This window comes from Pseudomonas sp. GW821-FHT04C07, from assembly GCF_059420325.1.
Genome location: NZ_JBWKTM010000005.1, coordinates 204,152 through 229,860 on the forward strand (window position 1 = coordinate 204,152; position 25,709 = coordinate 229,860).

Below are 25,709 nucleotides of genomic sequence, written 5' to 3' on the forward strand. Positions count from 1 at the left end.
TCAGCCAGACTGACCCGGTTCCCAAATCCGTCAAGGGCTGGAACAATGCGTGCCACTATGTAAAGCGATTGTCTGAGGGAGTTGCGGGTGCAGATTCAGGGTCATTACGAGCTTAAATTCGAAGCCGTGCGCGAAGCGTTTGCCGCACTCTTCGATGATCCCCAGGAGCGCGGCGCGGCGCTGTGCATTCAGATCGGCGGGCAGACCGTGGTCGACCTGTGGGCGGGTACCGCAGACAAGGACGGCACCGAGGCCTGGCACAGCGACACCATCGCCAACCTGTTCTCTTGCACCAAGACCTTTACCGCAGTCACCGCGTTGCAATTGGTCGCTGAAGGCAAGTTGCAACTGGATGCACCGGTCGCCAGGTACTGGCCCGAGTTCGCTGCCGCCGGCAAAGAATCGGTCACCCTGCGCCACCTGCTCTGTCATCAGGCAGGCTTGCCGGCGTTGCGCGAGTTGCTGGCGCCCGAAGCCCTTTACAACTGGCAGACCATGGTCGATGCCCTGGCCGCTGAAGCGCCTTGGTGGACGCCTGGAGAAGGCCATGGTTATGCGGCGATCACCTACGGCTGGCTGGTCGGTGAGCTGTTGCGTCGTGCCGACGGACGCGGTCCGGGAGAGTCCATCGTGGCGCGGGTTGCGCGGCCGCTGGGGCTGGATTTTCATGTGGGCCTGGCAGACGAAGAATTCCACCGTGTCGCGCATATCGCTCGAGGCAAAGGCAATGTCGGCGACGCCGCGGCCCAGCGCTTGCTGCAAGTAACCATGCGCGAGCCAACGGCCATGACCACTCGGGCCTTCACCAATCCGCCGTCGATCATGACCAGCACCAACAAACCGGAATGGCGGCGCATGCAGCAACCTGCTGCCAATGGCCATGGTAATGCCCGTAGCCTGGCAGGATTTTACAGTGGCTTGCTCGACGGAAGCCTGCTGGAGGCTGAAATGCTCAACGAACTGACCCGCGAGCACAGCATCGGACCGGACAAGACTTTATTGACCCAGACCCGTTTTGGCCTGGGCTGCATGCTCGATCAACCGGATGTACCCAACGCGACTTACGGCCTCGGCTCGCGGGCCTTCGGTCATCCGGGGGCTGGAGGCTCCATTGGTTTTGCTGACCCAGAGCACGATGTGGCCTTCGGTTTTGTGACAAATACCTTGGGGCCGTACGTGTTGATGGATCCGCGCGCGCAAAAGCTTGTGCGGGTTTTGGCCGATTGCCTGTAAAAGGATTGTTGTATGGCATTATTTTGATAAAACATGCCTGAAAAAGCAGCAGAGCGGAACCCTGTGGCTTTTCTAGTTTCAAAGCGTCTGCTTAAACGGGTCGTAGAGACCAACAGCTTTTTATCTCATTTTGTGGATATCCCGATGTCATCGAACAAATCTTTAGCCTTGGCACTGTGCCTCAGCATTACCGGTTGCGCACAAACCCCACAAAATGAAGCAGACGGGGGGCACTGGTGGTCATTCGGTTCAGGTTCCGACAAGGTCGCGAGTAAAGAAACTGACAAGTCAGGGTCCAAAGCAGTAACGGCCGCGACAGCCGAGAAGAGCAAAGCGGCGACCACCGCAGCGGCTTCAACGCAAACCCCGCCAGTCGCCAAGGCTGAGACCGAAAGTCACTGGTGGTGGCCGTTTGGCGACCATCCTGAGCAGCCTAAAGATCTCAGCAAGGCGGTAGTGAAAGACGTCCCGATGCCGGATCCGAAAATCACTCAGGCCTGGCTGGACGACTATGAGCCACGCTTGCGTGTCGCCATCAAGGGCAGCAATTTGCAATTGGAGCGCCGCGACAACGTGCTGGTGGTGGTGGTGCCGGTGGACGAGTCTTTCAACGCGAAGCGTCCTTCGATGTTGCTGCCGGTAACCCTTGGCCCGTTCACCCGGGTAGCCAAAGTGGTTGAAGGTGATCCGAAGACTGCCGTTCTGATACTTGGCCATGGTGATACCACGAGCGCTGCTGCGGAGACTCAGCAGTTGAGCAAGGATCGCGCACAATCCGTTGCGGCGATTTTCAGCCTCAGTGGTTTGCACAGCGATCGCCTGATGTTGCGTGGCATGGGTGGGCTAATGCCGCGTGCTGCCAATGACAGTGCCCGGGGCCGCGCCTTGAACCGCCGTGTGGAAATCATGCTGACGCAACGCACCACCATGCTGGCGTTGCTGAGCAAGTACAGCCAGTCGACCCCGCCAGCGGCAGAAATGGTCGCTGTGCCGGATGCCAAGCCTGCAGTTCCAGCCGTCACCGCGAAAAAAGGCGCTTCATCGAAGAAGTCCGCAGCGTCCAAAAAGGCTGCATCGGCGAAGAAATCAGCAGCCAAGAAAGGATCCGCGAAAAAAGCGGCTCCAGCCAAAGCTGCTGCGCCGGCGAAGACTGCCGCACCGGCTGATCAGACCAAGAACTGATTCTTTAAGCAGAAGGAAAGCGCCATGACCCAAAGTCTGGCTGATATGCGCCGCGACTACACCCGCGATGGTTTGACCGAGGCCCACGCTCCGGCTGAGCCTTTCGCATTGTTCCATCAGTGGTTCGCTGAGGCGGTGAAAACCGAACAGCCGCCGGTCGAGGCGAACGCAATGACCCTGGCCACCGTCGATGATGACGGCCGGCCGCATTGCCGCATTCTCCTGCTCAAGGGGCTGGACGAGCAGGGCTTTACCTTCTTCACCAACTACGATAGTGCCAAGGGGCAGCAATTGGCGGTGTGCCCGTTCGCTGCCATGACCTTTTTCTGGCCGACTCTGGAGCGCCAGGTGCGCATTGAGGGGCGGGTAGTCAAGGTCACGCCGCAGGAGTCCGATGCGTATTACCAGGTGCGCCCGCTGGGCAGTCGCCTCGGTGCGTGGGCCTCACCGCAGAGCCAGGTGATTGCCGATCGCAAGGAGCTGGAAGGTTTGCTCAAGACTACCGAACAGCGCTTTAGCGACACTCAGCCCAATTGCCCGGAACATTGGGGCGGGTATCGCTTGTTGCCGGAACGTATCGAATTCTGGCAAGGCCGTGCGAGTCGTCTGCATGATCGGCTCAACTACCGTCTGCAAGGCAGCGACTGGGCACGCGAACGTCTGGCGCCTTAAGTGGTCTACTGATCGGGATAGCTTGCTGCGGCGGCCTGGAGCCAACGCGGCAAGTCCCGGCGTTTGATTTTATGCTCCTGGGCGCGAGCCAGCTGTTGCAGCATGAAGGTTCTTTTCTGCTCGTCGCCATTTGCCAGAGCCAACGCCAGGTCGCGATCCATCCAGCGTTTGATCCGTACGTATAGCCACCAGTGGAAGTACAGTCCGGCAACGGTGGTGACGACAATAATGAAGTAGTCCATGGAAATCCTTTAGCCAGCAGCGCAGATTTTGAGAATTGACGCTACGGTGTGATGGGTTTTCAGGCACGCCTGTACTGCGCCTGAATGCGGCAAATTTTATCCGGGTGATGCAGTGACAGGCGTCAATCTGCGGAGTTTAATGAATACCTGTCCTTTGGAGTTGATGCTATGCGTAAGACTGTTCTGCTGGTTGCTTCTTTCACCACGATGGCGATGTTGCTCGGCGGCTGCCAGTCCAGCCTGACTGGTGACTCTTACTCCCGTGACGAAGCGCGTCGGGTGCAGACGATTCGCATGGGTACCATTGAATCCTTGCGTCCGGTGAAAATCGAAGGCACCAAGAGCCCGGTCGGCACTGCAGCCGGTGCGGTCGTTGGTGGTATTGGCGGTAGCTCTGTCGGCCACGGTAAAGGCAGCGCCGTTGCCGCCGTGGTCGGTGCAGTTGCCGGTGGCCTGCTGGGTTCGGCCGCCGAAGAAGGCCTGACCCGCACTCAGGGCGTGGAAATCACTGTTCGCGAAGACGACGGCAGCATGCGTGCCTACGTGCAGCAGGTTCAGGAAAACGAGGTTTTCCGGGTCGGCGAGCGTGTTCGTATCTCGATGGTTGGTGGCACCAGCCGCGTTTCCCATTAAGCATTACCCGCTAAAAACAAAACCCCGGCCAGGCAACTGGTCGGGGTTTTGTGTTTTCAGCCTTTGCAGCCCTCGACGCTCAGGATTGAAGCGAGGGGTTCTTGCGACTGGCCGCCGCCGTCACGGCATAACCCATCAGCGCCGCAAATATGGAGCCGGTGAGGATGCCCATGCGGTCCATCCCGGCGTAATCGCTGCTGCCCGGCACAAATGCCAAGGACCCGACAAAGAGACTCATGGTGAAGCCGATCCCGCAGAGAATCGCCACACCGAACACCTGACCCCAGTTTGCACCGGTCGGCAGGGCCGCAATGCCGATCCTGACCGCCAGCCAGGTCAGGCCGAAGACGCCGATGGTTTTGCCCAGCAGCAAGCCAGTGGCGATGCCCATCGGCACATGGTGGGTGAAGCTTTCGAGATTGACGCCAGCCAGCGATACCCCGGCGTTGGCGAAGGCGAACAGCGGCAGGATGCCGAACGCGACCCACGGATGCAGCGCGTGCTCCAGGCTCAGCAACGGTGAAGGTTCGGCGTTTTTGGTGCGCAGCGGAATGCAGAATGCCAGGGTCACCCCGGCCAGGGTCGCGTGGACACCACTCTTGAGTACACAGACCCAGAGGATCAGGCCGATGATCATATACGGCCCGAGCTTCACTACCCCTAGCCGGTTCATCGCCACCAGGGCCACCAGGCACGCCGCGGCCAGCATCAGCGACAGCGTGGACAGTGCGCCCGAGTAGAAGATCGCGATGACGATAATCGCCCCGAGGTCGTCGATGATCGCCAGGGTCATCAGGAACAGTTTCAGCGAGACCGGCACGCGTTTGCCCAGCAGGGCGAGTACACCAAGGGCGAAGGCGATGTCGGTGGCCATTGGAATGGCCCAGCCACCCAGCGCCGTCGGGTTGTCTTTGTTGAGGAACCAGTAGATCAGCGCCGGGACGACCATACCGCCGATAGCTGCAGCGCCCGGCAGGACGATCTGCGAAGGTTTCGACAGATGACCTTCGAGGACCTCGCGTTTGACTTCCAGACCAATCAGCAGGAAGAACATCGCCATCAGTCCGTCGTTGATCCACAGCAGCAATGGTTTGGCGATTTTCAAGGCGCCGATCTGGGCGACCACAGGTGTGTCCAGCAGGCCGTTGTAAAGCCAGGACAGCGGTGAGTTGTTGATGATCAAAGCCAGAGCTGCAGCAGCAATCAATAACAGACCGCTGGCAGCTTCCAACTGAAAGAAACGTGTGAAAGTGCTACGCAGAGGCAAGGTCACTCTCCATCAATAGTTCAAAAGGCAGGACACCCTAACCTGTACGGTTGGTTGTTAAAACAAAAGTTATATTCTTTTTTGTTATATGCGCTGAACAGGCGTTTTATTGGCCTGGAGCCTGGCAGTTGTGTATCTAATTGCGTCACGACTGCACCTGTGCGGTAGGCAGGAAATTTCCTAAGCTTATCGACAGGGTCGAGACAGGGTCCGAACTGTTACCTGTTGTCACCGCCAGGTTTTCCCTGAGCCCCGATCACCAGAGCCGGGTGCATTTCATCTTCAGGCGCCATGCACGGCGCTCGATCCAGCGAGAAAAGACCATGAGCGACAACCGACAGTGGGCCCGAGAAGCCATCCGGATCATCGAAGCGGACTTTCAACGCAGTGCCGATACTCATTTGATTCCTTTGCCCCTCCCAGGCTTGCCGGGCATCGAGCTGTATTTCAAGGATGAGTCCAGTCACCCCACCGGCAGCCTCAAACATCGTCTGGCGCGCTCGTTGTTCCTCCATGCGTTGTGTAACGGCTGGCTCAAGCCGGGCGCACCGGTAATCGAGGCGTCCAGTGGTTCGACGGCGATTTCCGAGGCGTATTTCGCGCGCCTGCTGGGCTTGCCATTCATTGCCGTGATGCCTGCCACCACGTCCCAGGAAAAGATCGCGCAAATCGCTTTCTACGGCGGAAAAAGCCATTTGGTGCAGGACCCGACGCAGATCTACGCCGAGTCAGAACGTCTGGCCAGCGAGAGCGGTGGCCACTTCATCGACCAGTTCACCTACGCCGAGCGCGCTACTGACTGGCGGGCGAACAACAACATTGCCGAGTCGATATTCCAGCAATTGCGTTTCGAGCGTTACCCGGAGCCGAGCTGGCTGATTTCAAGCCCCGGCACGGGCGGCACGACGGCGACTCTCGGGCGCTATGTGCGTTATCGCCAACACTGCACCCGCGTACTTTGCGCCGACGCCGAGCGTTCGGTGTTTTTCGACTATTACCAGACCGGCGACGCCAGCCTGCGCCTGGACTGCGGTTCGCGAATCGAAGGCATCGGTCGGCCACGGGTCGAGGCGTCGTTCCTGCCCAAGGTGATCGATGCCATGGTCAAAGTGCCGGACGCCTTGTCCCTGGCGGCCATGCATTACCTGGCGCAGCGCCTGGGACGGCGTGTCGGCGGTTCCAGCGGCACCAACCTGATTGGCGCTGTGATGGCAGCACAGCACATGGTTGCAGCGGCGGAATCCGGGTCGATCGTGGCGATACTGTGTGATGGCGGCGAGCGCTATGCGACGACTTACTACGATCAGAATTGGCTGAAGGCTCAGGGGTATGAGTTGAGTGGCTTGATCGAGGCGGTCACGGCGAGTGTCGAGCATGGTGAAGCGTTGCCGGCCAGCGTATTGCGCGCGGGGATCTGACAAGGCCGGACTGATCGTTCCTGCGCTCTGCGTGGGAATGCCGCTATGGACGCTCTGCGTCCGCCCTTAGGTGACGCAGAGCGTCACCGGATGCATTCCCACGCGGGAGCGTGGGAACGATCCGTTCTACGAGGGTTAAGCCTCGATCCCGAGGATATTGCGCGCCACCGCTTCGGCGATCCGAATCCCGTCGACACCCGCCGACAGAATCCCGCCGGCATAGCCTGCACCTTCGCCGGCCGGGAACAGGCCTTTGACGTTCAAACTCTGCATCGACTCGTTACGAGTGATACGCAGCGGCGACGAGGTGCGGGTCTCGATCCCGGTCAGCACGGCGTCATGCAGGGAGTAACCCTTGATCTGTTTCTCGAACGCCGGCAAGGCTTCGCGAATGGCTTCGATGGCGAAGTCCGGTAATGCCAGCGCCAGATCACCCAATGCCACACCTGGCTTATAGGACGGCTCGACGCTGCCCAGAGCCGTGGACGGCTTGCCTGCGATGAAGTCGCCGACCAGTTGCGCCGGGGCTTCGTAGTTGCTGCCGCCGAGGGTGAAGGCGTGGGACTCAAGACGCTCCTGCAACTCGATACCGGCCAGCGGGCCGCCTGGGTAATCCACTTCAGGGGTGATACCGACCACTATCCCGGAGTTGGCGTTGCGCTCGTTGCGCGAGTACTGGCTCATGCCGTTCGTGACGACCCGATTCGGCTCGGACGTTGCAGCCACCACCGTGCCGCCTGGGCACATGCAGAAGCTGTAGACCGAGCGACCATTGCTGGCGTGGTGCACCAGCTTGTAGTCGGCGGCGCCGAGTTTTGGGTGACCGGCATACTTGCCAAGGCGTGCACTGTCGATCAGCGATTGCGGGTGTTCAATACGGAAACCCACCGAGAACGGCTTGGCTTCCATGTACACACCGCGGCCGTGAAGCATGCGGAAGGTGTCCCGGGCGCTATGGCCAAGGGCCAGGATTACATGGCTGGAGTGGATCTGTTCACCACTGGCCAGCTCCACGCCAGTGAGCTGGCCGTCCTCGATCAGCACATCGGTAACCCGTTGCTGAAAACGTATTTCGCCGCCCATGGCTTCGATTTGATGACGCATGTTTTCGACTACGCCGGTCAGACGGAAGGTACCGATATGCGGTTTGCTGACGTAGAGGATTTCTTCCGGCGCACCGGCCTTGACGAACTCGTGCAGAACCTTGCGGCCGTGGTGTTTCGGATCCTTGATCTGGCTGTAAAGCTTGCCGTCGGAGAAGGTTCCCGCGCCACCCTCACCGAATTGCACGTTGGACTCGGGGTTGAGTACGTTTTTGCGCCACAGACCCCAGGTATCCTTGGTGCGCTGACGAACTTCAGTGCCACGTTCAAGAATGATTGGCTTGAAGCCCATCTGCGCCAGCAGCAGCCCGGCGAAAATTCCGCACGGCCCGAAGCCAACCACAATCGGCCGCTCGCTCAGGTCCTGAGGGGCCTGGCCGACGGCTTTGTAGCTGACATCCGGTGCCGGGTTGACGTTACGGTCATCGGCGAACTTGTGCAGCAGCTTCGCCTCATCATGCACGCGCAGGTCGATGGTGTAGATGAAGCAGAGTTCGGAAGACTTCTTGCGCGCGTCGTAGCTGCGCTTGAACAAGGTGAAGTCGAGCAGGTCATCACTGGCGATGCCCAGGCGCTGCACGATGGCAGGCCGCAGGTCTTCTTCGGGATGGTCGATGGGCAGCTTGAGTTCGGTGATTCGTAACATGACGGGATCCGGTTCGCGGGGCGCACAAATGCGCCAAAGGCGTTTCACAAACCGGCGATTATAAGCCTCAAAGGGGCGTTCCAGTGAGGCTAAAACAGCAGCTCGTCGAATCAGTCGTTACGCGATCCACCAAAATACGCGCAGCCACGTTCTACCTGGCCATTGACCCGCAGCTCGGCGCTCATGAATTGAACGCTGCCGTGGGTGCTGTCGACGCAGCGCTGTGGCGAGATCCAGAGTTCAACGTGTTGGTCATTGGCTTCGCTACTGAGGTTGAAACGCCCATCACCGAGTTGTTCTTCCAGAAATGGCAACGCCAGCGCTGGCTGGCCGGCGCGCTCGATCACCATGCCCTTGGTATTGACCTTGACGTTCCAGTCGGGCGTGTTGCCGCTGGCGCGCAGGATCAGCCGCTGGAAGTTGGGGTCTTCGCAGGCCGCGCCCGAGCGTTCGACGCGGTATAGCTGCTGCACGTCGAGCCGGGCGCCAGCATCCGATGATTTGTCAGCGGCAACCCGGCCACGCACATCAGCGAAAATCTTGTGCTGCGTGCCCGCCAGCGTAGCGGCTTCTTGCAGAACGCTGGTGCTGCCGGTGTCATTGACGACATACAGTTTGTTTTCCTGGCACGGCTGAAACATCAGTTTGCCGTTGGCCATACTGAGTTCACCCTGCATGCGGGTCAGGCCCGCCGTGGACGGTTTCTCAGGTTGGCTCTGGAGCAGCTGGCAACCGGCGAACAGAGGCAACAGGGCAAGCATCACTATGGAACGGGCAACACGCATCGAGTGGTCTCCTGACAAGTGCCGCCACGTTACTCAGGCATAGCGCACATCACAAGCCTGGCTTGGCATGAAGTCCGATACACCCGCGAATCCGCGGGTGTACCTGCTTTTGTAGACGCGGCCGAAGGTTCGGGCCGCGTTCGGACGATTGTTTGGGGGACCATTACCCCACGTGGTAGGTCTGCCCGGTCTGCAAGCCTTCGACACTTTTGGCGTAGGCCAGTGCCACATCGGCGGCTGGAACCGGTTTGAATCCGCGGAAGTACGGCGCGTAGCTGCCCATGGCTTCGACCAGTACGTTCGGGCTGACCGAGTTGATGCGCAGGCCACGCGGCAATTCGATAGCCGCTGAGCGCACGAAACTGTCGAGGGCACCGTTGACCATGGCTGCCGAGCTGCCGGTACGAATCGGATCGTGGCTGAGGATGCCGGTGGTGAAGGTGAATGAGGCACCGTCATTGGCGAAGTCTCGGCCGATCAGCAGCAGGTTGACCTGGCCCATCAGTTTGTCTTGCAGGCCAAGGGCGAAGTCTTTTTCGGTCATGTTGGCCAGCGGCACGAAGTTGACGCTACCGGCGGCACAGATCAGCGCATCGAAGTTACCGGTCTTTTCGAACAGTTTGTGGATTGATGCGCTGTCACTGATGTCGACCTGGAAATCGCCGCTCTTGCGGCCGATGCGGATGACTTCGTGGCGCGGTGCCAGTTCGCGATCAATGGCTGAGCCCACGGTACCGCTGGCGCCAATCAGTAGAATTTTCATCGTGCTGTTCCTCAAAGGGTTGGACGAAGTTTCAGTTTAGTGTGGTTTTTTTTATTGATAAGCGCGCTAATGGGCAACCTTTGGTTTTCAAATGGAAACAATCCATGAGCGAAATGGATGATCTGGCGGCGTTTGCGGTGTTGATCGAGGCCGGTAGTTTCACTCTGGCAGCGCAGCAATTGGGGTGTAGCAAAGGGCAGCTGTCCAAGCGCATCAGCCTGTTGGAGGCACGTTTCAGCGTGGTGCTGCTGCAGCGAACAACACGGCGCTTGAGCCTGACAGCGGCGGGTGCGGCGCTGTTGCCGCAAGCTCAGGCACTGGTGATTCAGGTAGAGCGCGCGCGTCAGGCCCTGGCACGTTTGAAGGACGATATGGCGGGGCCCGTGCGAATGACGGTGCCGGTGTCGTTGGGGGAGACTTTTTTCGATGGGCTGCTGCTGGAGTTTTCCCGGGAATATCCTGAGGTACAGATCGAACTTGATCTGAACAACAGCTATCACGATCTGTCGCGGGATGGCTTCGATCTGGCGATTCGTTCAGACGTGGCCAATGACCAGCGGCTGGTGGCCAAGCCGCTGCTGGCCTGGCACGAGATGACCTGCGCCAGCCCGGCTTATCTTGAACAGTTCGGCGAGCCGCAGACACCCTCGCAGCTGGCCGATCATCGCTGCCTGCTCAACAGTCATTACAGCGGCCGGGAAGAGTGGCTCTATCACCAGCAACATGAACTGTTGCGGGTGCGCGTCTCGGGGCCGTTCGCCAGCAACCACTACAACCTGTTGAAGAAGGCCGCGCTGGCCCATGCGGGGATCGCGCGCCTGCCTTCTTACTTGCTGCAGACGGAGCTGGCCGATGGCCGTTTGCGCTGGCTGTTGCGCGACTATCAGACCCGCAGCATGCCGATGTATCTGGTGCACCCGTATCAGGGCGGCCTGCCCAAGCGCACGCAGGTGTTGGCCGACTACCTGATAGGTTGGTTCAAGCGCAGTGGCGAAGCGCTGGACCGGCTTCAACGATAACGTTTGGCGATCAGCTGATCGATCGACAGCACGCCCGGACCTCCGGCCATCAGGTACAGCAGAATCGCTGCCCAGGTGCCGTGAGTCGGGTAGGCGTCCGGGTAGACAAAGGTTTGGATGGTCAGGGTCATGCCCAGCAGCGCCAGGGCCGAGAAGCGTGTGGCGAAGCCGACGAGGATCAGGATCGGGAAGAAGTGTTCGGCGAAGGCCGCCATGTGCGCCGCCAGTTCCGGTGACAGCAGCGGAACGTGGTATTCGCTTTGGAACAACGGAATCGTCGAGTCTGCCAGGCGCGGTGTGCCCAGCTCAAAGGTGCCGGAAATCAGGTCCACGGCAAAACCCTCGACCTTGGTCTGGCCGGACTTCCAGAACACCGCCGCGATAGAAAAACGCGCAACGAAGGCGACCAGGCTGTGGGGGATCATGCCGAGCAGTTCGATGAGCCGTTCAATCAGGCGGGCGATGGCATTCGGGCGTTCAGCGTGGGTGTTCATGGCGATACCTTGTCGTCTTCCAAGTGGGTGATGGCGTTGTGGCGGATCAGCAGTGCCAGGCACTGGCTCAGGTCGAACGCCGATCCAACATCGAAGGCATCGGCCACAGCCTGCCCCAAAGGACAGTTGCTTTGCAGACGGTGGATGAAGGTCGCTGTGCCGACATCGATGGCAAAAACCTCGACTTGCAGGCCGTTACGCAGCACCAGGGCACTTTGCGCGTGATACGGCTCAAGGTTCTGGGGCGGTGCGTCAGCCTGATGGGCCGCCCACAACGCAACCACGGCGTACGCCGAGTTCAGCGTGAAGATTGAGGGATGCAAATGAATGCGTAGCGCTGCGAGGCTTTCGGGGGCGCCCATGGCTGCTGCAACCTGTGCAGGCTCGACGGTATCGGCATCCGCCGCGTGATAGGCCATCACCCGCAAGCGCTCCAGGCGTGCGACATCCGCCAGATAAGGCATCGAAGCGGCTGGGGCAAAGTGTTCGATGAAGTCGGCAAAGTCGCTGCCGTAGTCGTTGATCAACGGACTGGTCGGTGCAAATGTCTGCACATAGTGCTGGGCCATCGCCCGAAAGAACTCATCCCCGACCAGTTGCAAGACCACCGGATAGCTGTCGGCCAAGGCGTTGATCAGCGAGCTCTGCACGTTGTTGCGGTACACCGCGAAGCGGCTATCCGGGTCAGCGCCGTTGGCGCTGAGCAACCCGTCAGGGCAGGGGCGTTGAGGATCAAGCAGGGCGGCGGCGAAATCGGCTTGAGTGCTCATCGGCGAACCTCGGAGTAACCCAGCAGCTCATCGGCCTGACGGGCCTCGGTGTACAGCGCGGAAAACGCAGGTACCTGATTGTCGCGCTCAATCAGCGTGGCAACCGGGCCAATGCGCTCCAGAGCGTGCGCGTACAACGTCCACACAGCGTTATCGATAGGGGCGCCGTGATCGTCGATCAGCAGGCGGTCGCCGAGGCTGTCGGTGTCTTCGGCAAACCCGGCCAGATGAATCTCGCCCACTGCGTGCAGTGGCAGTGCGTCGATGTAGGCCAACGGATCGCGTTGGTGATTGATGCAGGAGACGTAGACGTTGTTCACATCCAGCAGCAAGCCGCAGCCGGTGCGGCGGATGACTTCAGCGATGAAACGTGTTTCTTCCATGCTGGAGCGCTGGAATTGCAGATACGTCGCCGGATTTTCCAGCAGCATGGGGCGTTTCAGGTGGTGCTGGACCTGGTCGATATGCTCGCAGACACGATTCAGAGTCGGTTCGTCATAGGCCAGCGGCAGCAGGTCATTGAGAAACACCGGGCCGTGGCTCGACCAGGCCAGGTGTTCGGAAAAGGACTGGGGTTGATAGCGCTCGATCAGTTTGGCGAGGCGGTCGAGGTGCTCGGTGTTCAATGAACCTTCAGCGCCAATCGACAGGCCGACGCCATGCAGCGACAGCGGGTACTGCTCGCGGATCAATCCCAGGTAGTGATGAAACGGGCCGCCGGCGACCATGTAGTTTTCAGCGTGGACTTCGAAGAAACCGATGTCCGGGCGAATACCGAGTACTTCACCGAAGTGCCCGGTCTTGAGCCCCAGCCCCGCGCGGGGCGGGAGTTCGGACGCCAATGCCTGAGTGTGAGGATGTACGCTGTGCAGCAATGAAGTGGTCATCATCAACACTCAGGCAGAGGCGGGGTTACGACTTGGCTTTGTAGGCGGCCAGTTGACCGAAGCCGGTCGGTGAGGTCGGGGTGGCAGTCTTCTCGCAAGTGCCTTTAGGTACCAGCTTGAAGTGGTTGCTCTCGTAGTCGACTTTCGAGGTGCCGGCACAGGTGGTGCCAGCGCCTGCGGCGCAATCGTTTTTACCTTTCATGGCGACGCCAAAGCATTTTTCCATTTCATCGGCCGCGTGTGCAGTGATTGGCATGGCGGCAATGCTCAATGCTGAACCGAGGGCCAGAGCAAGGGCGGCGGCGGACAGGGTGCGAGTGGTAGCAGTCATGATGTTTCTCCAGTAATGGGCTTGGTCAAGGAAGCGTTTGCGCTTACTTACCCTAGTAGAGCCAGGTCATCCGGGTTCGTTACAGCGTGGCAAAAAATAATTGGTTCACACAAAAAAATGTGGGAGCGAGCTTGATCGCGATGAGGGCCTGACAGTCAACATTGACGTTGCCTGACAGTCCGCCATCGCGAGCAAGCTCGCTCCCACATAGGCCGTTTTTTATGATTGCAGCAATGCTTAGCCGCCCAGATAGGCTTCGCGCACTTTTGGATCAGTCAGCAAGGCTTCACCAGTACCTTGCATCACCACCCGGCCGTTTTCCAGTACGTAGGCGCGGTCGGCGATCTTCAACGCCTGGTTGGCGTTCTGTTCCACCAGGAACACCGTCACGCCATCGCGGCGCAGCTGTTCGATGATGTCGAAGATCTGCTGGATGATGATTGGCGCCAGACCCAGCGACGGCTCATCGAGCAGCAGCAGCTTGGGCTTGCTCATCAGTGCACGGCCAATGGCGAGCATCTGCTGTTCGCCACCGGACATGGTGCCACCGCGCTGCATGAAGCGTTCCTTGAGTCGCGGGAACAGACCCAGGACCTTGTCCATCTGCTCCTGGTAATCGCCCTTGTCGGTGAAAAAACCGCCCATGGAGAGGTTTTCTTCCACCGTCAGACGGGCAAACACCCGGCGACCTTCCGGGACCACTGCGATGCTTTTACGCATGATATGTGAGGAGTCCTGGCCGACCAGTTCTTCGCCCATGTAGCGAATGCTGCCGCTATGGGCTTGCGGCGAACCGCACAGGGTCATCAGCAGGGTGGATTTGCCGGCGCCGTTGGCACCGATCAAGGTCACAATCTCGCCCTGGCGGACTTCGACGTTGACGTTGTGCAGGGCCTGGATCTTGCCATAGAAGGTGGAAACGTTATCGAACTGCAGCATTTACGCTTCCCCCAGGTAGGCTTTGATCACTTCAGGGTTGTCCCGGATCTGGTCCGGTGTACCGTTGGCCAGAGGCGTGCCCTGGTTGATCACGAAAATGTGGTCGGAGATGCTCATGACCAGTTTCATGTCGTGTTCGATCAGCAGCACGGTCACGTCATGTTCTTCACGCAGGGTGCCGATCAGCGCCTTGAGGTCGTCGGTTTCCCGCGGGTTGAGGCCGGCGGCCGGTTCGTCGAGCATGAGGATGCTTGGACGGGTCATCATGCAGCGGGCGATTTCCAGACGGCGCTGCTGACCATACGCCAGGGTGCCGGCCGGCCGGTTGGCGAACTCCTTGAGGTTGACCTTGTCGAGCCAGAACTCGGCGTATTCCATGGCCTCGCGTTCGCTGCGGCGAAACGCTGGCGTCTTGAACAGACCCGCCAGGAAGTTGGTATTCAGGTGCCGGTGCTGAGCAATCAGCAGGTTTTCCACGGCGGTCATTTCCTTGAACAACCGCACGTTCTGGAAGGTCCGCACCACGCCTTTACCGGCGATCTTGTGGCCGGGCAGGCCTTCGATCGCTTCACCGTTGAGCCGGATGGTGCCGGCGGTTGGCTGGTAGAAACCGGTCAGGCAGTTGAACACGGTGGTCTTGCCGGCGCCGTTGGGGCCGATCATCGACACCACCTGCTTCTCTTTCACGCTCAGGGCTACGCCATTGACCGCCAACAATCCGCCAAAGCGCATGCTCAGGCCATCTACTTTCAGAATCTCTCTGCTCATTTACGCAGCTCCATGTGAGGACGTTGCATGGGCAGCAGGCCTTGTGGACGCCAGATCATCATCAGCACCATCAAGGCGCCGAACATCAACATGCGGTATTCGCTGAAGTCACGCATCAGCTCGGGCAACAGGATCATCACGACAGCCGCGAGGACCACGCCCAATTGCGAGCCCATGCCGCCCAATACCACGATGGCGAGGATGGTGGCCGATTCGATGAAGGTGAATGACTCCGGCGTGACCAGACCCTGACGTGCGGCGAAGAAGCTGCCAGCAAAACCGGCGAAGCAGGCACCGAGGGTGAAGGCCGACAGCTTGATCACGGTCGGGTTCAGGCCCAGGGCACGGCAGGCGATTTCGTCTTCACGCAGCGCTTCCCAGGCACGGCCGATCGGCATGCGCAGCAGGCGGTTGATCACGAACAGCGCGAACAGCGCCAGCAACAACGCAACCAGGTAGAGGAAAACCACCTTGCTGACCGGGTTGTAAGTCAGGCCGAAGAACTCGTGGAAGGTCTGCATGCCTTCAGCGGCCGTTCTTTCGAAGCTCAGGCCGAACAGCGTCGGTTTGGGAATGTTGCTGATGCCGTTCGGTCCGCCAGTGAGGCCTGTCAGGTTACGCAGGAACAGACGGATGATCTCGCCAAAGCCCAAGGTCACGATCGCCAGATAGTCACCGCGCAGACGCAGCACCGGAAAGCCCAGCAAGAAGCCGAAGGTCGCAGACATCAGTCCGGCGATGGGCAGGCAGATCCAGAAATTCAGACCGTAGTAGTGCGACAGCAGCGCATAGCTGTAGGCGCCCACGGCGTAGAAACCGACGTAGCCCAGATCGAGCAGCCCCGCCAGACCGACCACGATGTTCAGGCCCAGGCCGAGCAGCACATAGATCAGGATCAGCGTGGCGATATCCACCGCTCCGCGCGAGCCGAAGAACGGCCACACCAGTGCAACGGCAATCAACGCCATGATGAACCAGCGCTGGGTGCTGGGCAGGGTCAGGAAGTGGCTCGCGCTGGCCGGGATCAACTTACCTTTGGGCACGGACCGCATGGCGGCCGTGTATTGGCGGTCGAACAGCACGCGCAGGAACATCAGCACCGAGCAGGCGGCGATGATGATCAGCGTGGAGGTAGTGGCACCCTGCACTTCGAGGTTGATGCCGGCGATGGACAGTTTCAGACCGAGTACCGGATAGGCCACGGCCCAGACCAGCAGGGCGCTGAACAGCGCCTGTTTAAGATTCCTGATCATACTTTCTCAACCTCCGGACGGCCCAGCAGGCCGGTTGGCCGGAATAACAACACCAGAACCAGGAGGCCGAAAGCCACCACGTCCTTGTACTGGTCACCGAACACATCGGCGCCGAATGCTTCGGCTACCCCCAGCACCAGACCACCGAGCATGGCGCCCGGAATGCTGCCGATGCCGCCCAGAACCGCCGCGGTAAAGGCCTTGAGGCCCACCAGGAATCCGGAGTTCGGGTTGATCACGCCATACTGCATGCTCAGCAGTACAGCCGCCACGGCGGCCAGGGCCGCACCGATGACGAAGGTCAGGGCGATGATGTTGTTGGTATTGATGCCCAGCAGGTTGGCCATCTTGATGTCTTCGGCACAGGCCCGGCAGGCCCGACCCAGACGTGAACGCGAGATGAACGCGGTGAGGCAGAGCATCACCACCAGGGTCACGATGAACACCAGGATCTGCATGTAGGAGATCAGCACTTCCTGTGCACCGCCCGGACCGAAGCTGAAGCTGCCTGGAATCAGGTTGGGGATCGATTTGTCCTTGGAGTCCTGCGAGAGCAGTACGGAGTTTTGCAGGAAGATCGACATGCCGATGGCCGAGATCAGCGGGATCAACCGGTTACTGCCCCGTAGAGGGCGGTAGGCGATCCGTTCGATGCTGTAGCCGTAGGCACTGGTTACAACGATGGTCGCCAGGAAGGCGGCGGTCATCAACAGCGGCAGAGAATGGATACCCAGCATGGCCAGTCCGGCAAGGACGATGAAGGCCACGTAGGAACCAATCATGTAGACCTCGCCATGGGCGAAGTTAATCATTCCAATAATGCCGTAAACCATTGTGTAGCCAATGGCTATCAAGGCATAGGTGCTGCCAATGGTCAGACCATTAACCAGCTGTTGGAAGAAGTGATAGATCTCAGGCATTACAACGCTCCTAAAAACCTGATACGCATTTCACTGGTGGAGTCATGTTCCGGCCCGGGCTGTGTGGTCTGTGGCCACCTTCGCACGAACGTTTGCCAGCGAACCGCTGGTGACGGTTTTAAGATTTTCAGGTAAGTCAGCTCCCGGATCGCGGGACCCTGACCCATTAACCTCGTAAAACAAAGCCCACTGCTTGCGCAGTGGGCTCTATTACTCAGGGAGCCAGGTTACTGAGGCGAAACTTCAGTTTTAGGTTTGCCGAAGTGCCACTGGTAGACCACGAACTTGAAGTTCTTCAGGTCGCCCTTGTCGTCGAACGACAGGTCGCCGGTCGGAGTCTTGAAGGTGCCGGCGCGGATAGCGGCGGCCACTTTGGCAGTGTCTTCGCTCTTCGCTGTCTTGATGCCTTCAGCGATCACTTCAACTGCCGAGTAGGCCGGGAACACGAACGGACCGGTCGGGTCCTGCTTCTTGGCGGCGAACGCGTCAACCAGCGCCTTGTTGGCCGGGTCCTGGTCGAAAGACTTCGGCAAGGTCACCAGCAGGCCTTCGGAAGCGTCCTGGGCGATCTGCGAGATGGAGTCGTTGCCGACGCCTTCCGGCCCCATGAACTTGGCGTTCAGGCCTTTTTCCTTGGACTGACGCAGGATCAGGCCCAGTTCCGGGTGGTAGCCGCCGTAGTAGACGAAGTCGACGTTGGCTTGCTTGAGCTTCTGGATGATCGAGGAGAAGTCCTTGTCACCGGCGTTGAGGCCTTCGAACACGGCAACCTTGACGCCTTTGCCTTCGAGGGTTTTCTTCACGGCGGTGGCGATGCCTTCACCGTACTGCTGTTTGTCGTGCAGCACGGCAACGATTTTCGGCTTGATGTGGTCGGCGATGTAGTTGCCGGCGGCAGGGCCCTGGGCACTGTCCAGACCGATGGTGCGGAACACCAGTTTATAACCACGGGTGGTGATGTCCGGGTTGGTGGCGGCCGGGGTGATCATGATCACGCCTTCGTCTTCGTAGATGTCCGAAGCCGGTTGAGTGGAGCTGGAGCACAGGTGGCCGACAACGAATTTCACACCATCGTTGACCACTTTGTTGGCGACGGCCACGGCTTGTTTAGGGTCGCACGCGTCGTCGTATTCCTTGGCTTCGAGCATCTTGCCGTCGACACCGCCCTTGGCGTTGATCTGCTCGATGGCCATTTTGGCACCGATGAACTGCATGTCGCCGTATTGAGTGACCGGGCCGGTTTTAGGGCCGGCGATGCCGATCTTGATGGTGTCAGCTGCGAACGAATGGCTGGCAACCCCGGCCAGAACCATAGCGGCAAACAGTCTGGAAATCTGCTTAGTAGCCTTATTCATAGTGCTCCACTCTTGCTGTTGTAGTTTTTATAGTCCTGGCGGCCAAAGCTGCAGAACCGGATTAGATAGTTTGAGTATCTCTCCGGAAATGCCCCCGGCAACTGTACCGGTACAGTGTAGAGCGCCGGTCATTCGCTTGGAAAGCTGGCTGCTGGGGGCAAAACCCGGGTGTGTCGCTTAATTGACAGAAAAAGACAGAATTGCGGCGGGGATTTTGCCTGAATTGAGCGGCAATCCTTGGCATTCCTGAACTTTTCGATCAGTCACTCATTTGCAACTGGGTTTTTCTGCCTGGTCACCGGCGTTATCATTGCGCCGATTTTTTTCCTGGTGAGACCCATGACTCAAGAACCTAGCACCCTCTATGCCAAACTGCTTGGAGAAACCGCATCGATTACCTGGAAGGAGCTTGAGCCGTTCTTTGCCAAGGGTGCCCTATTGTGGGTCGATACCTCTCTGGATTTGATCGCAGTTGCAGAGGCGGTGGCCGAGAATCAGGCCGAGAAAGTGGCTGCCTGGTTGACCAGTGATGTGCTTGCGAAGGTCTCTGCGTCGCGGGCCCAGGATCTTCTGGAGCGCGATCCACAGTTGTGGGCAGTGGTCGTTTCGCCCTGGATTTTGATCCAGGAAAGGGCACGGCCCTGAATGATCGCACCAGATTGGTGCTGTCATTCTGAGCGTAAAAGTGTGTAGGTGAGTAACCGCGATCTGAGTGATGGCACGGTGCCGTAGAGAAACGCCCCATCTGATCGAGGCTGGCGATAAAAATACTGAGGGGCGGAACAGTTGGCGGAACAAAGCCAGTGTCGCTTAATTGTTTCAGGTTGTGAGCAACTGGCAAAGCATGCCGGTCGCAGACATTGAGCGTCGTCGGATTGCCCATGGGGGGCGAATCGACCGTTTGCCGATCAATGTATAAAAGTGCAGTCGTATAGCCGAGCATCGCCAGAATCCCTCAGTCTTTTGTCTTTGTTTTTATTGGGGAGGACTGTAGAAAAAGCCGGCAAATACTGGCGCTGGGCGGCGAATGGGGCAATGGTCAAAGCCCTCAATCTGGTTGACTGGTTTGGCCAAAGTGCGAGTGAGTGTGCCTGTAGAGATCGTTCCCACGCTCTGCGCGGGAACGCCTCATTGGACGCTCCGCGTCCGTCTCAGCGGTGACGCAGAGCGTCACGGTATGCATTCCCACGCGGGAGCGCGGGAACGATCAACCGCGCGATTTCAGTTAGCTGTCTTGCCCGTATGGTTATTCAGAGAAATAACCTTGGTCTTGCCGATGCGATGGCGATAGATCTCGCGCAGGTACTTGATGGCCTTTTTCACGCAATCGCGAGACAGGCGGATGTCATTGATCGAGACGAACTTGTCCTTGTCGTTGATCAGCTCGCGGTACTTTTTCTCATACATCGGCTTGATCGCGTACCAGTTGGTATCGAGGATTTTTGCCGGGTTTTCGAATTCGTTGAGCAGATCGTCGATGAGGTCTTCGTCGAACGCTTCATTGATGATGAAGTCGAGGATCGAGTTGTCCAGCGTGTCATCGAAACGGTACGGATTACGCGCAAAGCACCGCTTGATGAAGGCCACGATCAAGGTCAGGAAGTCGTCGGAGAGGCACGGGCTCTTGGCGATCAACGTGGTCAGCGACAAGTTGGCCGAGGCACCGATCACCAGGGCATAACGCTTGAGCGTGGTGTTGGGGAACAGGCTGTTGAGGTGGGTCTTCAACCGGTTCAGATCCATGTACGACAGCTTGTAATCCTTGGGCAAGGATACGATCGATACCACCGAGGAGCAGTTCTTGAAGAAGTGCAGATCGTGCAGCGCCGCAGCGTCGTAACCCGAATTCTTGTACTGCTCCAGCGACGCGCGATAGCGCTTGGATTCGATCGGCAGCAGGCTGATGCCTTCGATGGCCTGGGTAACCTTGTTGAAGTGCGGCAAGTCGATGGAGCGGAAGAACAGGTCGTCGATGTTCAGACGTTGCGGCTCTTTCTCGAAGACTTTGAATTTGTCGCTCGACGGCGCCGGGGATTCCGGTACCACGGATTCCGCGTAGGCAATGGCCACCGGGCCGGCCAGACTCATGAACAGATCGTTGGCGTCCAGGCGAATGGTTTCGCCAATGTCGATACCGGCCCGACGGAAGTAGTTCTGGTCGTAGTCGGTGGTCACGGCCTGGGCGGTGAGAATGTTGAAAATCTGCTGAGAGATGTACTGGTTGGCGTGCTTTTCCATGGCATTGACATCAATGTTCTGGATGTTGCCGTCATCGCTTTCCTCGGCGTAACGCATGATGTCGTTGGAGATCAGCATCATTGCGTTCCACGGACGGATCCGGCCCATGACACTGGCTTCACTGCTGTCTTCATTGTCGAAGTTGTAGGAGAAGTCCCATTCCTCCGACAGGTATTTGCAAAGCAAACGACCGGCGTTGATGTGCAGCGCTTCGGACATTTCACTACGGTGATCGGAAATGTTCGGCAGTACGCAAATGCCGCTGGTGAAGATCGGCTCGAATACGAAGGAGTGGCCGCTCTTGCTGTCATGTTCGTCCACCGGTTTGGTGTCGAACGTCTTGTTCATGTACGAGTATTGCTGGGCCAGGCCGAACTCGGAGGCCATGCCCGAGCCCGTACCGCCGCCTGCGCTGAAGATCGAGAAGTACAGGCGCGACTGGTTGGCCTTGATCCCGCAAGAGTCGATCAGGTAGGAGTGGATCATTTTCCAGTCGGGGCTTGAAAAGCGCTGGGTGTCCTTGTTGAGGATGATCTTCGCCAGGTACTGACCGAGGATCGGTGCGTTACCGGCACCGCCTGCGTGGACTTCCGAAAGGTCCATGATTTTCATTTTGCTGTAGTCGCGCAGGAATCCGCTTTTTTCGCCTTTACGGGAAAAACGGATGCGACCGGCAATGTCTTTGTCCAGGTCGCCCAGCATGACCAATGGCTCGACCAGAAACACCGGTTTGGTGGCTTTGTTCGGGCCCAGGCGCAGGTTGTTACGGATCCACTGCGCAGGGCTGTAGCCCTTGTCGGCGTAAGGCTTGTCTTCGTTGTTGAATTCGTTCAGGTAGAACTTGCGGGCGTTGTACACCAGCTCCGCTACGTCCAGCGCAATGTTCGATCCGCAGCGGCCCAGGCCGATCAGGCAGACCGAAGGAAATTCCTGTTCGCGGCGCAGTTCGTTGTCGTCTTCAAGGTGCGGTGCACGCGGGAACACCATGTCGCGCAGGCCATCGAGGTTGTCGAGGATGCGATCGGTATTGGTCTCGGTGTAGTACAGGTACTGTTGGCTCGCGAGGGGACGCGGGCTGGTCAATGGTTTCGACCCTGAGGGTTTATCCGGGGATATGAGCGTCAATTCGGATATATCGTTGGCAGGGTTGTTTTTAGAAGTCATTGTGCGCCACGTACTTGGACTGGTCGGCTCGGTGACGAGATGTCATCGAGCCATCACGGAATGGGATCTTGCGACTTTACAGTGCGACTTTGACCCGAGCGATAGGGTTCAACCTTAGGTACGCCAGGGGGAATCCTTTCCTGAATCATGTTGAATCGGCCAATATTCGGCGTTCTTTAATTGGGCAGGAGTAATTTATGAGTGCTGAGTTACCTTCCCTGGCGTTTGCCGGCATCGGTTTGATGGGCTTGCCGATGTGCCGACGATTGTTGGCAGCGGGCTATCCGCTGACAGTGTGGAACCGCAATCCGCAAAAATGCGCGCCTCTGGTCGAGGCCGGAGCGCAGCAAGTCTCCACACCTGCTGAACTGTGCCAGCAGGCCGATGTGGTGATGCTGTGCCTGGCCGATACGGCCGTGGTGCGAGAGGTGGTGTTCGGCACGGCTGGCGTGGCACAGGGGGCAATGGCCGGGAAATTGCTGATGGACTTCTCCAGTCTGGAGCCGACCGCCACCCGGGAAATGGCCGCACAGTTGCTGAGCGCGACGGGCATGAGCTGGCTGGATGCGCCGGTCTCGGGCGGTACCTCGGGGGCCGAGTCAGGCAGCCTGGCGATCATGGTCGGTGGCGATGCGGCGGATCTTGAGCGCGTGCGGCCAATCCTCTCGAGCCTGGGGCAGCGGGTCACTCACATGGGCGCTGTTGGCGCGGGTCAGGTGACCAAGGCTTGCAATCAGATGATTGTCGCGTGCAATGCGCTGGTGATCGCTGAGGTAGTGGCCCTGGCGGAGCGCTCGGGTGTCGATGCAAGGTTGATCGCCGAGGCGTTGGCCGGTGGTTTTGCCGATTCCAGACCGCTGCAGATCCTTGCCCCGCAAATGGCTGAAAGCCGTTTCGAACCGGTGAAATGGCACGTGCGCACATTACTCAAGGACCTGGACACGGCAGTGAAATTTTCCCGCGAGCAGGGTTCGGCAACGCCCATCAGCGGACTGGCTGCACAGCTGATGCGCCTGCATGGTGGCCAAGGCTATCTGGAAAAAGATCCCGCGACGTTAGTCCATCTGTACCGCGAGCAACGTTCAGAAGATTGAGGGTGGCCGGACAGTGGTGTTTACGCTGGTTGATTTCGTTTAGCACCGGGCCCAACTCATCCAGCGCAACTGGGCGGCTCACTAGGTAGCCTTGAACGAAATCGCAACCGTAATGGTTGAGGAATTCGTATTGCTGCTCGGTTTCGACACCTTCGGTGACCACCTGCAAATGCAGGGTATGGGCCATGACGATAATGGCCTGGACGATCTCCATGTCCTGGGTCGACTCAGGGATGTCCTGGATGAAGGAACGGTCGATTTTCAAGGTGTTCAGCGGTAAGCGCTTGAGATAGGCCAGGGACGAATAACCCGTGCCGAAATCGTCGATCGACAGCGAGACGCCGAGGGCGCGAATCTGGCGCAGCAGCACCTGCGTGTTGGCGATACTGCCCATCAGGGCGTTTTCGGTGACCTCCAGTTCCAGCCGTTGCGGGGCAACGCCGGCGGCTCGTAACGCACTTTCGATTTCATCGACGAGTTCTTCGCGGGCCAGGTTCAGGGCCGAGCAGTTCACGGCGATTTTCAGCTCTTCACAGCCATGCCTGGAAAGCGTACTCAAGTCCTTGCAGGCTTTGCGCAGGACCCAATTGTCCAGCTCAGCGATCAGTCCGTTGGCTTGGGCAATGCCAATGAACCGATCGGGCGCCAACAAGCCGTACACCGGATGTTGCCAGCGAACCAGCGCCTCAAGCTTGGTGACCTGACCGCTTTTGAGGTCAAGTATCGGTTGGTAGTAAAGCGTCAGTCCGGAGTCATCGCGCAGTGCGTTGCGCAGCTCTTCTTCGAGTTGCAGTTCGAGGGTGGCCTTGGTTTTCAGGTTGGAACTGAAGAAGTGCAAGCCATTGCGGCCGTTGCCTTTGGATTGGTACAGCGCCAGGTCAGCATTTTTCAGTAGCTCCTCGCAGGTCTTTCCATCGTCGGGAAACAGGCTGATACCGATGCTGGTGGTCATGACCATGCGCCGCCCGGCCAACTCGATGGGCTCCTTCATTTTTTGCATGATGCGTTGTGCCATGTGCCGTGCTTCATCGCGATTGTGAAGGCTGATCAGGATGCAGAATTCGTCACCGCCAAAGCGTGCAACCACATCGTCATGGCTGCGGGTCGCGTTTTTGATGTGGCTGGCGATGACTTTCAGCAACTCGTCGCCGGCGTCATGACCGAGGCTGTCGTTGATGCGCTTGAAGTGATCGATATCCAGAAAGATCACCGCCAGCATGCCGCCGCCGGTGCTTTTCTCGATGATTTTCTCGGCGAAGATCTGGTTGAAACCGCGGCGATTGATCAGGTTGGTCAAGGGGTCGTAATGGGCCACTTGCTGCAACGACATGCGAGCCTGATCCAGTTGGCTGAGCAGCGCGTTGACCCGGCAAAGGTCGTGCTCCTTGTTTTGCAGTTTTTTGTCGGCCAGTGCGGCGCTGATACTGCTGCCGGTGATCAGCAGGGTGATGACGGCAACAGTCAGGCCCAGCTGCATGTGGTTGTTGTCGATGGAGAGTTGCTGGAGAGCCCCGACGGGCAGCACGAGGGACAGTGACCACATGCCTGTGTAGTGCATGCAGACGATTCCGGCTCCCAGGAGCAGGCTGGCGGTGCATTTGAGCAATTGGTGGAGCATGCCGCTGCCATTGCGCAGATAACGCGAGAGCAACAAGGCTGCGAGGCTGGCGCCAATGGCGATCACGATGGATAAGCCAAACAGCGTGGGTTGGTAGTAGGCAGTCGCATTCGAGTTCATCGCTGCCATGCCTGTGTAGTGCATGGTGCTGATCCCCAGGCCCATCCACACCGACGCTTGCACGTACTGTCTGATACGCAGGTGCGCGTGACTGAGGGTATTCATCGCCAGCAACGATGCAATCAAGGCGATCAGTAGCGAAAAAAGGGTAATCGGCAGATCGTAATGGATTTCAATCGGTGCCTGGAACGCCAGCATGCTGATGAAGTGTGTGGCCCAGATACCACCGGCCAGACAGCATGTTCCGACCCCGCGCCAGAGTCGTTGGGAGGCGGGTTTTTCCACGTGGCCAACCCGTTCGGCCACGTCCACAACGGCGAAGCTGGCCGCACATGCGACCAGGTACGCGAACAGCACCAGAAAGGGGTTATGAGTGCAATTAAGTACTACCTGTCCACTCTCTGGAAGCTCGGCAATAAAATGCAAACCAAGCCAATCCATAGCATGCCCCGTCACTGTGTCATCCCGCGTGAGTGCCATAGCCACTGGCGAATGCCTGGAGTATAGAGGGCGTGCACAGACCGCAAGCGATAGTGGCACATTAATGTCAATGATTTTGTAATGGGCTCAAGAGCGTTTCGGAATAAGCCGGTGCGAGGCCTGCGCGGCAGAAGCCGTTCCGGTTTCCCAAGTGCGGGTTGATCGGCCGATTCGCCGGGTGCTGGCGATCCCGACCTTTCTTTGGCTGGTGTCTTAGATCGTTCCCACGCTCCTGCGTGGGAATGCCGCCATGGACGCTCTGCGTCCGCTTTGGGGGTGACGCAGAGCGTCACGAGATGCATTCCCACGCAGAGC

General features: G+C 58.8%; 24 protein-coding genes. 8 read left to right on the forward strand and 16 right to left on the reverse strand.

What is annotated here, in order from left to right; genetic code table 11:
* Positions 1-87 precede the first annotated feature (87 nt).
* The 3 genes from AC07UI_RS11710 (at position 88) to pdxH (ending at position 3,087) form a co-directional block, all read left to right on the forward strand.
* The gene (locus tag AC07UI_RS11710) at positions 88-1,233 is read left to right on the forward strand and encodes a serine hydrolase domain-containing protein (RefSeq protein ID WP_494992624.1); all 1,146 of its coding nucleotides are present in this window, start codon (positions 88-90) and stop codon (positions 1,231-1,233) included.
* A 144-nt stretch (positions 1,234-1,377) separates the two neighbouring features.
* Positions 1,378-2,415 (forward strand): OmpA family protein, encoded by a 1,038-nt coding sequence (locus AC07UI_RS11715; RefSeq protein WP_494992625.1) that lies wholly within the window; start codon positions 1,378-1,380, stop codon positions 2,413-2,415.
* 24 nt (positions 2,416-2,439) lie between these two features.
* Positions 2,440-3,087, forward strand: a complete 648-nt coding sequence (gene pdxH / locus AC07UI_RS11720; protein WP_494992626.1) for a pyridoxamine 5'-phosphate oxidase — start codon at positions 2,440-2,442, stop codon at positions 3,085-3,087.
* 5 nt (positions 3,088-3,092) lie between these two features.
* Here the strand turns inward: pdxH and AC07UI_RS11725 are convergent, their stop codons facing one another.
* Positions 3,093-3,329: a hypothetical protein gene (locus AC07UI_RS11725; protein WP_494992627.1), complete on the reverse strand. Its 237-nt coding sequence runs from the start codon at positions 3,327-3,329 to the stop codon at positions 3,093-3,095.
* A gap of 168 nt (positions 3,330-3,497) precedes the next feature.
* On the opposite strand from AC07UI_RS11725, the gene AC07UI_RS11730 reads away from it, so the two are divergent.
* On the forward strand, positions 3,498-3,962 hold the full coding sequence (locus AC07UI_RS11730) for an outer membrane lipoprotein (RefSeq protein WP_494992628.1): 465 nt from the start codon (positions 3,498-3,500) through the stop codon (positions 3,960-3,962).
* 79 nt (positions 3,963-4,041) lie between these two features.
* Here the strand turns inward: AC07UI_RS11730 and nhaA are convergent, their stop codons facing one another.
* The gene (nhaA, locus tag AC07UI_RS11735) at positions 4,042-5,229 is read right to left on the reverse strand and encodes a Na+/H+ antiporter NhaA (RefSeq protein WP_494992629.1); all 1,188 of its coding nucleotides are present in this window, start codon (positions 5,227-5,229) and stop codon (positions 4,042-4,044) included.
* Between the two features lie 323 nt (positions 5,230-5,552).
* Between nhaA and AC07UI_RS11740 the strand changes: the two genes are divergently transcribed.
* Positions 5,553-6,647 carry a PLP-dependent cysteine synthase family protein gene (locus AC07UI_RS11740; protein ID WP_494992630.1) on the forward strand — a complete coding sequence of 365 codons (1,095 nt, stop codon included), beginning with the start codon at positions 5,553-5,555 and terminating at the stop codon, positions 6,645-6,647.
* Positions 6,648-6,782: 135 nt separating this feature from the next.
* Here AC07UI_RS11740 and AC07UI_RS11745 read toward each other — a convergent pair whose 3' ends face one another.
* The 3 genes from AC07UI_RS11745 to AC07UI_RS11755 form a co-directional block, all read right to left on the reverse strand.
* On the reverse strand, positions 6,783-8,396 hold the full coding sequence (locus tag AC07UI_RS11745; protein ID WP_494992631.1) for an NAD(P)/FAD-dependent oxidoreductase: 1,614 nt from the start codon (positions 8,394-8,396) through the stop codon (positions 6,783-6,785).
* 110 nt (positions 8,397-8,506) lie between these two features.
* On the reverse strand, positions 8,507-9,181 hold the full coding sequence (locus AC07UI_RS11750) for a COG3650 family protein (protein ID WP_494992632.1): 675 nt from the start codon (positions 9,179-9,181) through the stop codon (positions 8,507-8,509).
* Positions 9,182-9,344: 163 nt separating this feature from the next.
* Entirely contained in the window at positions 9,345-9,944 is a 600-nt protein-coding gene (locus AC07UI_RS11755; RefSeq protein WP_494992633.1) for a short chain dehydrogenase, read from the reverse strand.
* Positions 9,945-10,048: 104 nt separating this feature from the next.
* On the opposite strand from AC07UI_RS11755, the gene AC07UI_RS11760 reads away from it, so the two are divergent.
* A complete protein-coding gene (locus AC07UI_RS11760; protein ID WP_494992634.1) occupies positions 10,049-10,963 on the forward strand; it encodes a LysR family transcriptional regulator in 915 nt (304 codons plus the stop codon).
* Here the strand turns inward: AC07UI_RS11760 and AC07UI_RS11765 are convergent.
* From AC07UI_RS11765 to AC07UI_RS11805, 9 genes are all read right to left on the reverse strand, one after another.
* Positions 10,954-11,457, reverse strand: coding sequence for a DoxX family protein (locus tag AC07UI_RS11765; RefSeq protein ID WP_494992635.1), 504 nt, complete (start codon positions 11,455-11,457; stop codon positions 10,954-10,956). The genes AC07UI_RS11760 and AC07UI_RS11765 overlap by 10 nt on opposite strands.
* Complete coding sequence (locus AC07UI_RS11770) at positions 11,454-12,227, reverse strand: HvfC/BufC N-terminal domain-containing protein (RefSeq protein WP_494992636.1); 774 nt, start codon at positions 12,225-12,227, stop codon at positions 11,454-11,456. Before AC07UI_RS11770 ends, AC07UI_RS11765 begins: the two co-directional genes overlap by 4 nt.
* Positions 12,224-13,117, reverse strand: coding sequence for an MNIO family bufferin maturase (bufB, locus tag AC07UI_RS11775; protein WP_494992637.1), 894 nt, complete (start codon positions 13,115-13,117; stop codon positions 12,224-12,226). The genes AC07UI_RS11770 and bufB overlap by 4 nt, the downstream gene beginning before the upstream one ends.
* 22 nt (positions 13,118-13,139) lie before the next feature.
* On the reverse strand, positions 13,140-13,445 hold the full coding sequence (locus AC07UI_RS11780) for a BufA1 family periplasmic bufferin-type metallophore (RefSeq protein ID WP_494992638.1): 306 nt from the start codon (positions 13,443-13,445) through the stop codon (positions 13,140-13,142).
* Between the two features lie 237 nt (positions 13,446-13,682).
* Positions 13,683-14,384: an ABC transporter ATP-binding protein gene (locus AC07UI_RS11785; protein WP_494992639.1), complete on the reverse strand. Its 702-nt coding sequence runs from the start codon at positions 14,382-14,384 to the stop codon at positions 13,683-13,685.
* Positions 14,385-15,152, reverse strand: a complete 768-nt coding sequence (gene livG / locus AC07UI_RS11790) for a high-affinity branched-chain amino acid ABC transporter ATP-binding protein LivG (protein ID WP_494992640.1) — start codon at positions 15,150-15,152, stop codon at positions 14,385-14,387.
* On the reverse strand, positions 15,149-16,405 hold the full coding sequence (locus AC07UI_RS11795) for a high-affinity branched-chain amino acid ABC transporter permease LivM (protein WP_494992641.1): 1,257 nt from the start codon (positions 16,403-16,405) through the stop codon (positions 15,149-15,151). The genes livG and AC07UI_RS11795 overlap by 4 nt, the downstream gene beginning before the upstream one ends.
* The gene (gene livH, locus AC07UI_RS11800) at positions 16,402-17,325 is read right to left on the reverse strand and encodes a high-affinity branched-chain amino acid ABC transporter permease LivH (protein WP_494992642.1); all 924 of its coding nucleotides are present in this window, start codon (positions 17,323-17,325) and stop codon (positions 16,402-16,404) included. Before livH ends, AC07UI_RS11795 begins: the two co-directional genes overlap by 4 nt.
* A gap of 227 nt (positions 17,326-17,552) precedes the next feature.
* Entirely contained in the window at positions 17,553-18,680 is a 1,128-nt protein-coding gene (locus AC07UI_RS11805) for a branched-chain amino acid ABC transporter substrate-binding protein (protein WP_494992643.1), read from the reverse strand.
* A gap of 339 nt (positions 18,681-19,019) precedes the next feature.
* Here AC07UI_RS11805 and AC07UI_RS11810 point away from each other — a divergent pair, with 339 nt between their 5' ends.
* A complete protein-coding gene (locus tag AC07UI_RS11810) occupies positions 19,020-19,325 on the forward strand; it encodes a DUF2288 domain-containing protein (RefSeq protein WP_494992644.1) in 306 nt (101 codons plus the stop codon).
* Between the two features lie 576 nt (positions 19,326-19,901).
* On the opposite strand, the gene AC07UI_RS11815 is transcribed toward AC07UI_RS11810, so the two are convergent.
* Complete coding sequence (locus AC07UI_RS11815) at positions 19,902-22,082, reverse strand: hypothetical protein (RefSeq protein ID WP_494992645.1); 2,181 nt, start codon at positions 22,080-22,082, stop codon at positions 19,902-19,904.
* Positions 22,083-22,279: 197 nt separating this feature from the next.
* Between AC07UI_RS11815 and AC07UI_RS11820 the strand changes: the two genes are divergently transcribed.
* Positions 22,280-23,176: an NAD(P)-dependent oxidoreductase gene (locus AC07UI_RS11820; protein WP_494992646.1), complete on the forward strand. Its 897-nt coding sequence runs from the start codon at positions 22,280-22,282 to the stop codon at positions 23,174-23,176.
* Here AC07UI_RS11820 and AC07UI_RS11825 read toward each other — a convergent pair.
* Positions 23,067-25,355 (reverse strand): bifunctional diguanylate cyclase/phosphodiesterase, encoded by a 2,289-nt coding sequence (locus tag AC07UI_RS11825; RefSeq protein WP_494992647.1) that lies wholly within the window; start codon positions 25,353-25,355, stop codon positions 23,067-23,069. The two genes, AC07UI_RS11820 and AC07UI_RS11825, sit on opposite strands and share 110 nt — an antisense overlap.
* Between the last annotated feature and the right edge of the window lie 354 nt (positions 25,356-25,709).

What these genes read in the sequence shown, in the direction of transcription:
- AC07UI_RS11730 (WP_494992628.1), top strand. Translation starts at nt 3,498, where the DNA reads ATGCGTAAGACTGTTCTGCTGGTTGCTTCTTTCACCACGATGGCGATG.
- AC07UI_RS11825 (WP_494992647.1), bottom strand. Translation starts at nt 25,355, where the DNA reads ATGGATTGGCTTGGTTTGCATTTTATTGCCGAGCTTCCAGAGAGTGGA.
- AC07UI_RS11795 (WP_494992641.1), bottom strand. Translation starts at nt 16,405, where the DNA reads ATGATCAGGAATCTTAAACAGGCGCTGTTCAGCGCCCTGCTGGTCTGG.
- livG (WP_494992640.1), bottom strand. Translation starts at nt 15,152, where the DNA reads ATGAGCAGAGAGATTCTGAAAGTAGATGGCCTGAGCATGCGCTTTGGC.
- AC07UI_RS11745 (WP_494992631.1), bottom strand. Translation starts at nt 8,396, where the DNA reads ATGTTACGAATCACCGAACTCAAGCTGCCCATCGACCATCCCGAAGAA.
- pdxH (WP_494992626.1), top strand. Translation starts at nt 2,440, where the DNA reads ATGACCCAAAGTCTGGCTGATATGCGCCGCGACTACACCCGCGATGGT.
- AC07UI_RS11810 (WP_494992644.1), top strand. Translation starts at nt 19,020, where the DNA reads ATGACTCAAGAACCTAGCACCCTCTATGCCAAACTGCTTGGAGAAACC.
- AC07UI_RS11765 (WP_494992635.1), bottom strand. Translation starts at nt 11,457, where the DNA reads ATGAACACCCACGCTGAACGCCCGAATGCCATCGCCCGCCTGATTGAA.
- AC07UI_RS11715 (WP_494992625.1), top strand. Translation starts at nt 1,378, where the DNA reads ATGTCATCGAACAAATCTTTAGCCTTGGCACTGTGCCTCAGCATTACC.
- AC07UI_RS11725 (WP_494992627.1), bottom strand. Translation starts at nt 3,329, where the DNA reads ATGGACTACTTCATTATTGTCGTCACCACCGTTGCCGGACTGTACTTC.
- AC07UI_RS11785 (WP_494992639.1), bottom strand. Translation starts at nt 14,384, where the DNA reads ATGCTGCAGTTCGATAACGTTTCCACCTTCTATGGCAAGATCCAGGCC.
- livH (WP_494992642.1), bottom strand. Translation starts at nt 17,325, where the DNA reads ATGCCTGAGATCTATCACTTCTTCCAACAGCTGGTTAATGGTCTGACC.
- AC07UI_RS11820 (WP_494992646.1), top strand. Translation starts at nt 22,280, where the DNA reads ATGAGTGCTGAGTTACCTTCCCTGGCGTTTGCCGGCATCGGTTTGATG.
- AC07UI_RS11760 (WP_494992634.1), top strand. Translation starts at nt 10,049, where the DNA reads ATGAGCGAAATGGATGATCTGGCGGCGTTTGCGGTGTTGATCGAGGCC.
- AC07UI_RS11750 (WP_494992632.1), bottom strand. Translation starts at nt 9,181, where the DNA reads ATGCGTGTTGCCCGTTCCATAGTGATGCTTGCCCTGTTGCCTCTGTTC.
- bufB (WP_494992637.1), bottom strand. Translation starts at nt 13,117, where the DNA reads ATGATGACCACTTCATTGCTGCACAGCGTACATCCTCACACTCAGGCA.
- AC07UI_RS11780 (WP_494992638.1), bottom strand. Translation starts at nt 13,445, where the DNA reads ATGACTGCTACCACTCGCACCCTGTCCGCCGCCGCCCTTGCTCTGGCC.
- AC07UI_RS11815 (WP_494992645.1), bottom strand. Translation starts at nt 22,082, where the DNA reads ATGACTTCTAAAAACAACCCTGCCAACGATATATCCGAATTGACGCTC.
- AC07UI_RS11755 (WP_494992633.1), bottom strand. Translation starts at nt 9,944, where the DNA reads ATGAAAATTCTACTGATTGGCGCCAGCGGTACCGTGGGCTCAGCCATT.
- AC07UI_RS11770 (WP_494992636.1), bottom strand. Translation starts at nt 12,227, where the DNA reads ATGAGCACTCAAGCCGATTTCGCCGCCGCCCTGCTTGATCCTCAACGC.
- AC07UI_RS11740 (WP_494992630.1), top strand. Translation starts at nt 5,553, where the DNA reads ATGAGCGACAACCGACAGTGGGCCCGAGAAGCCATCCGGATCATCGAA.
- AC07UI_RS11805 (WP_494992643.1), bottom strand. Translation starts at nt 18,680, where the DNA reads ATGAATAAGGCTACTAAGCAGATTTCCAGACTGTTTGCCGCTATGGTT.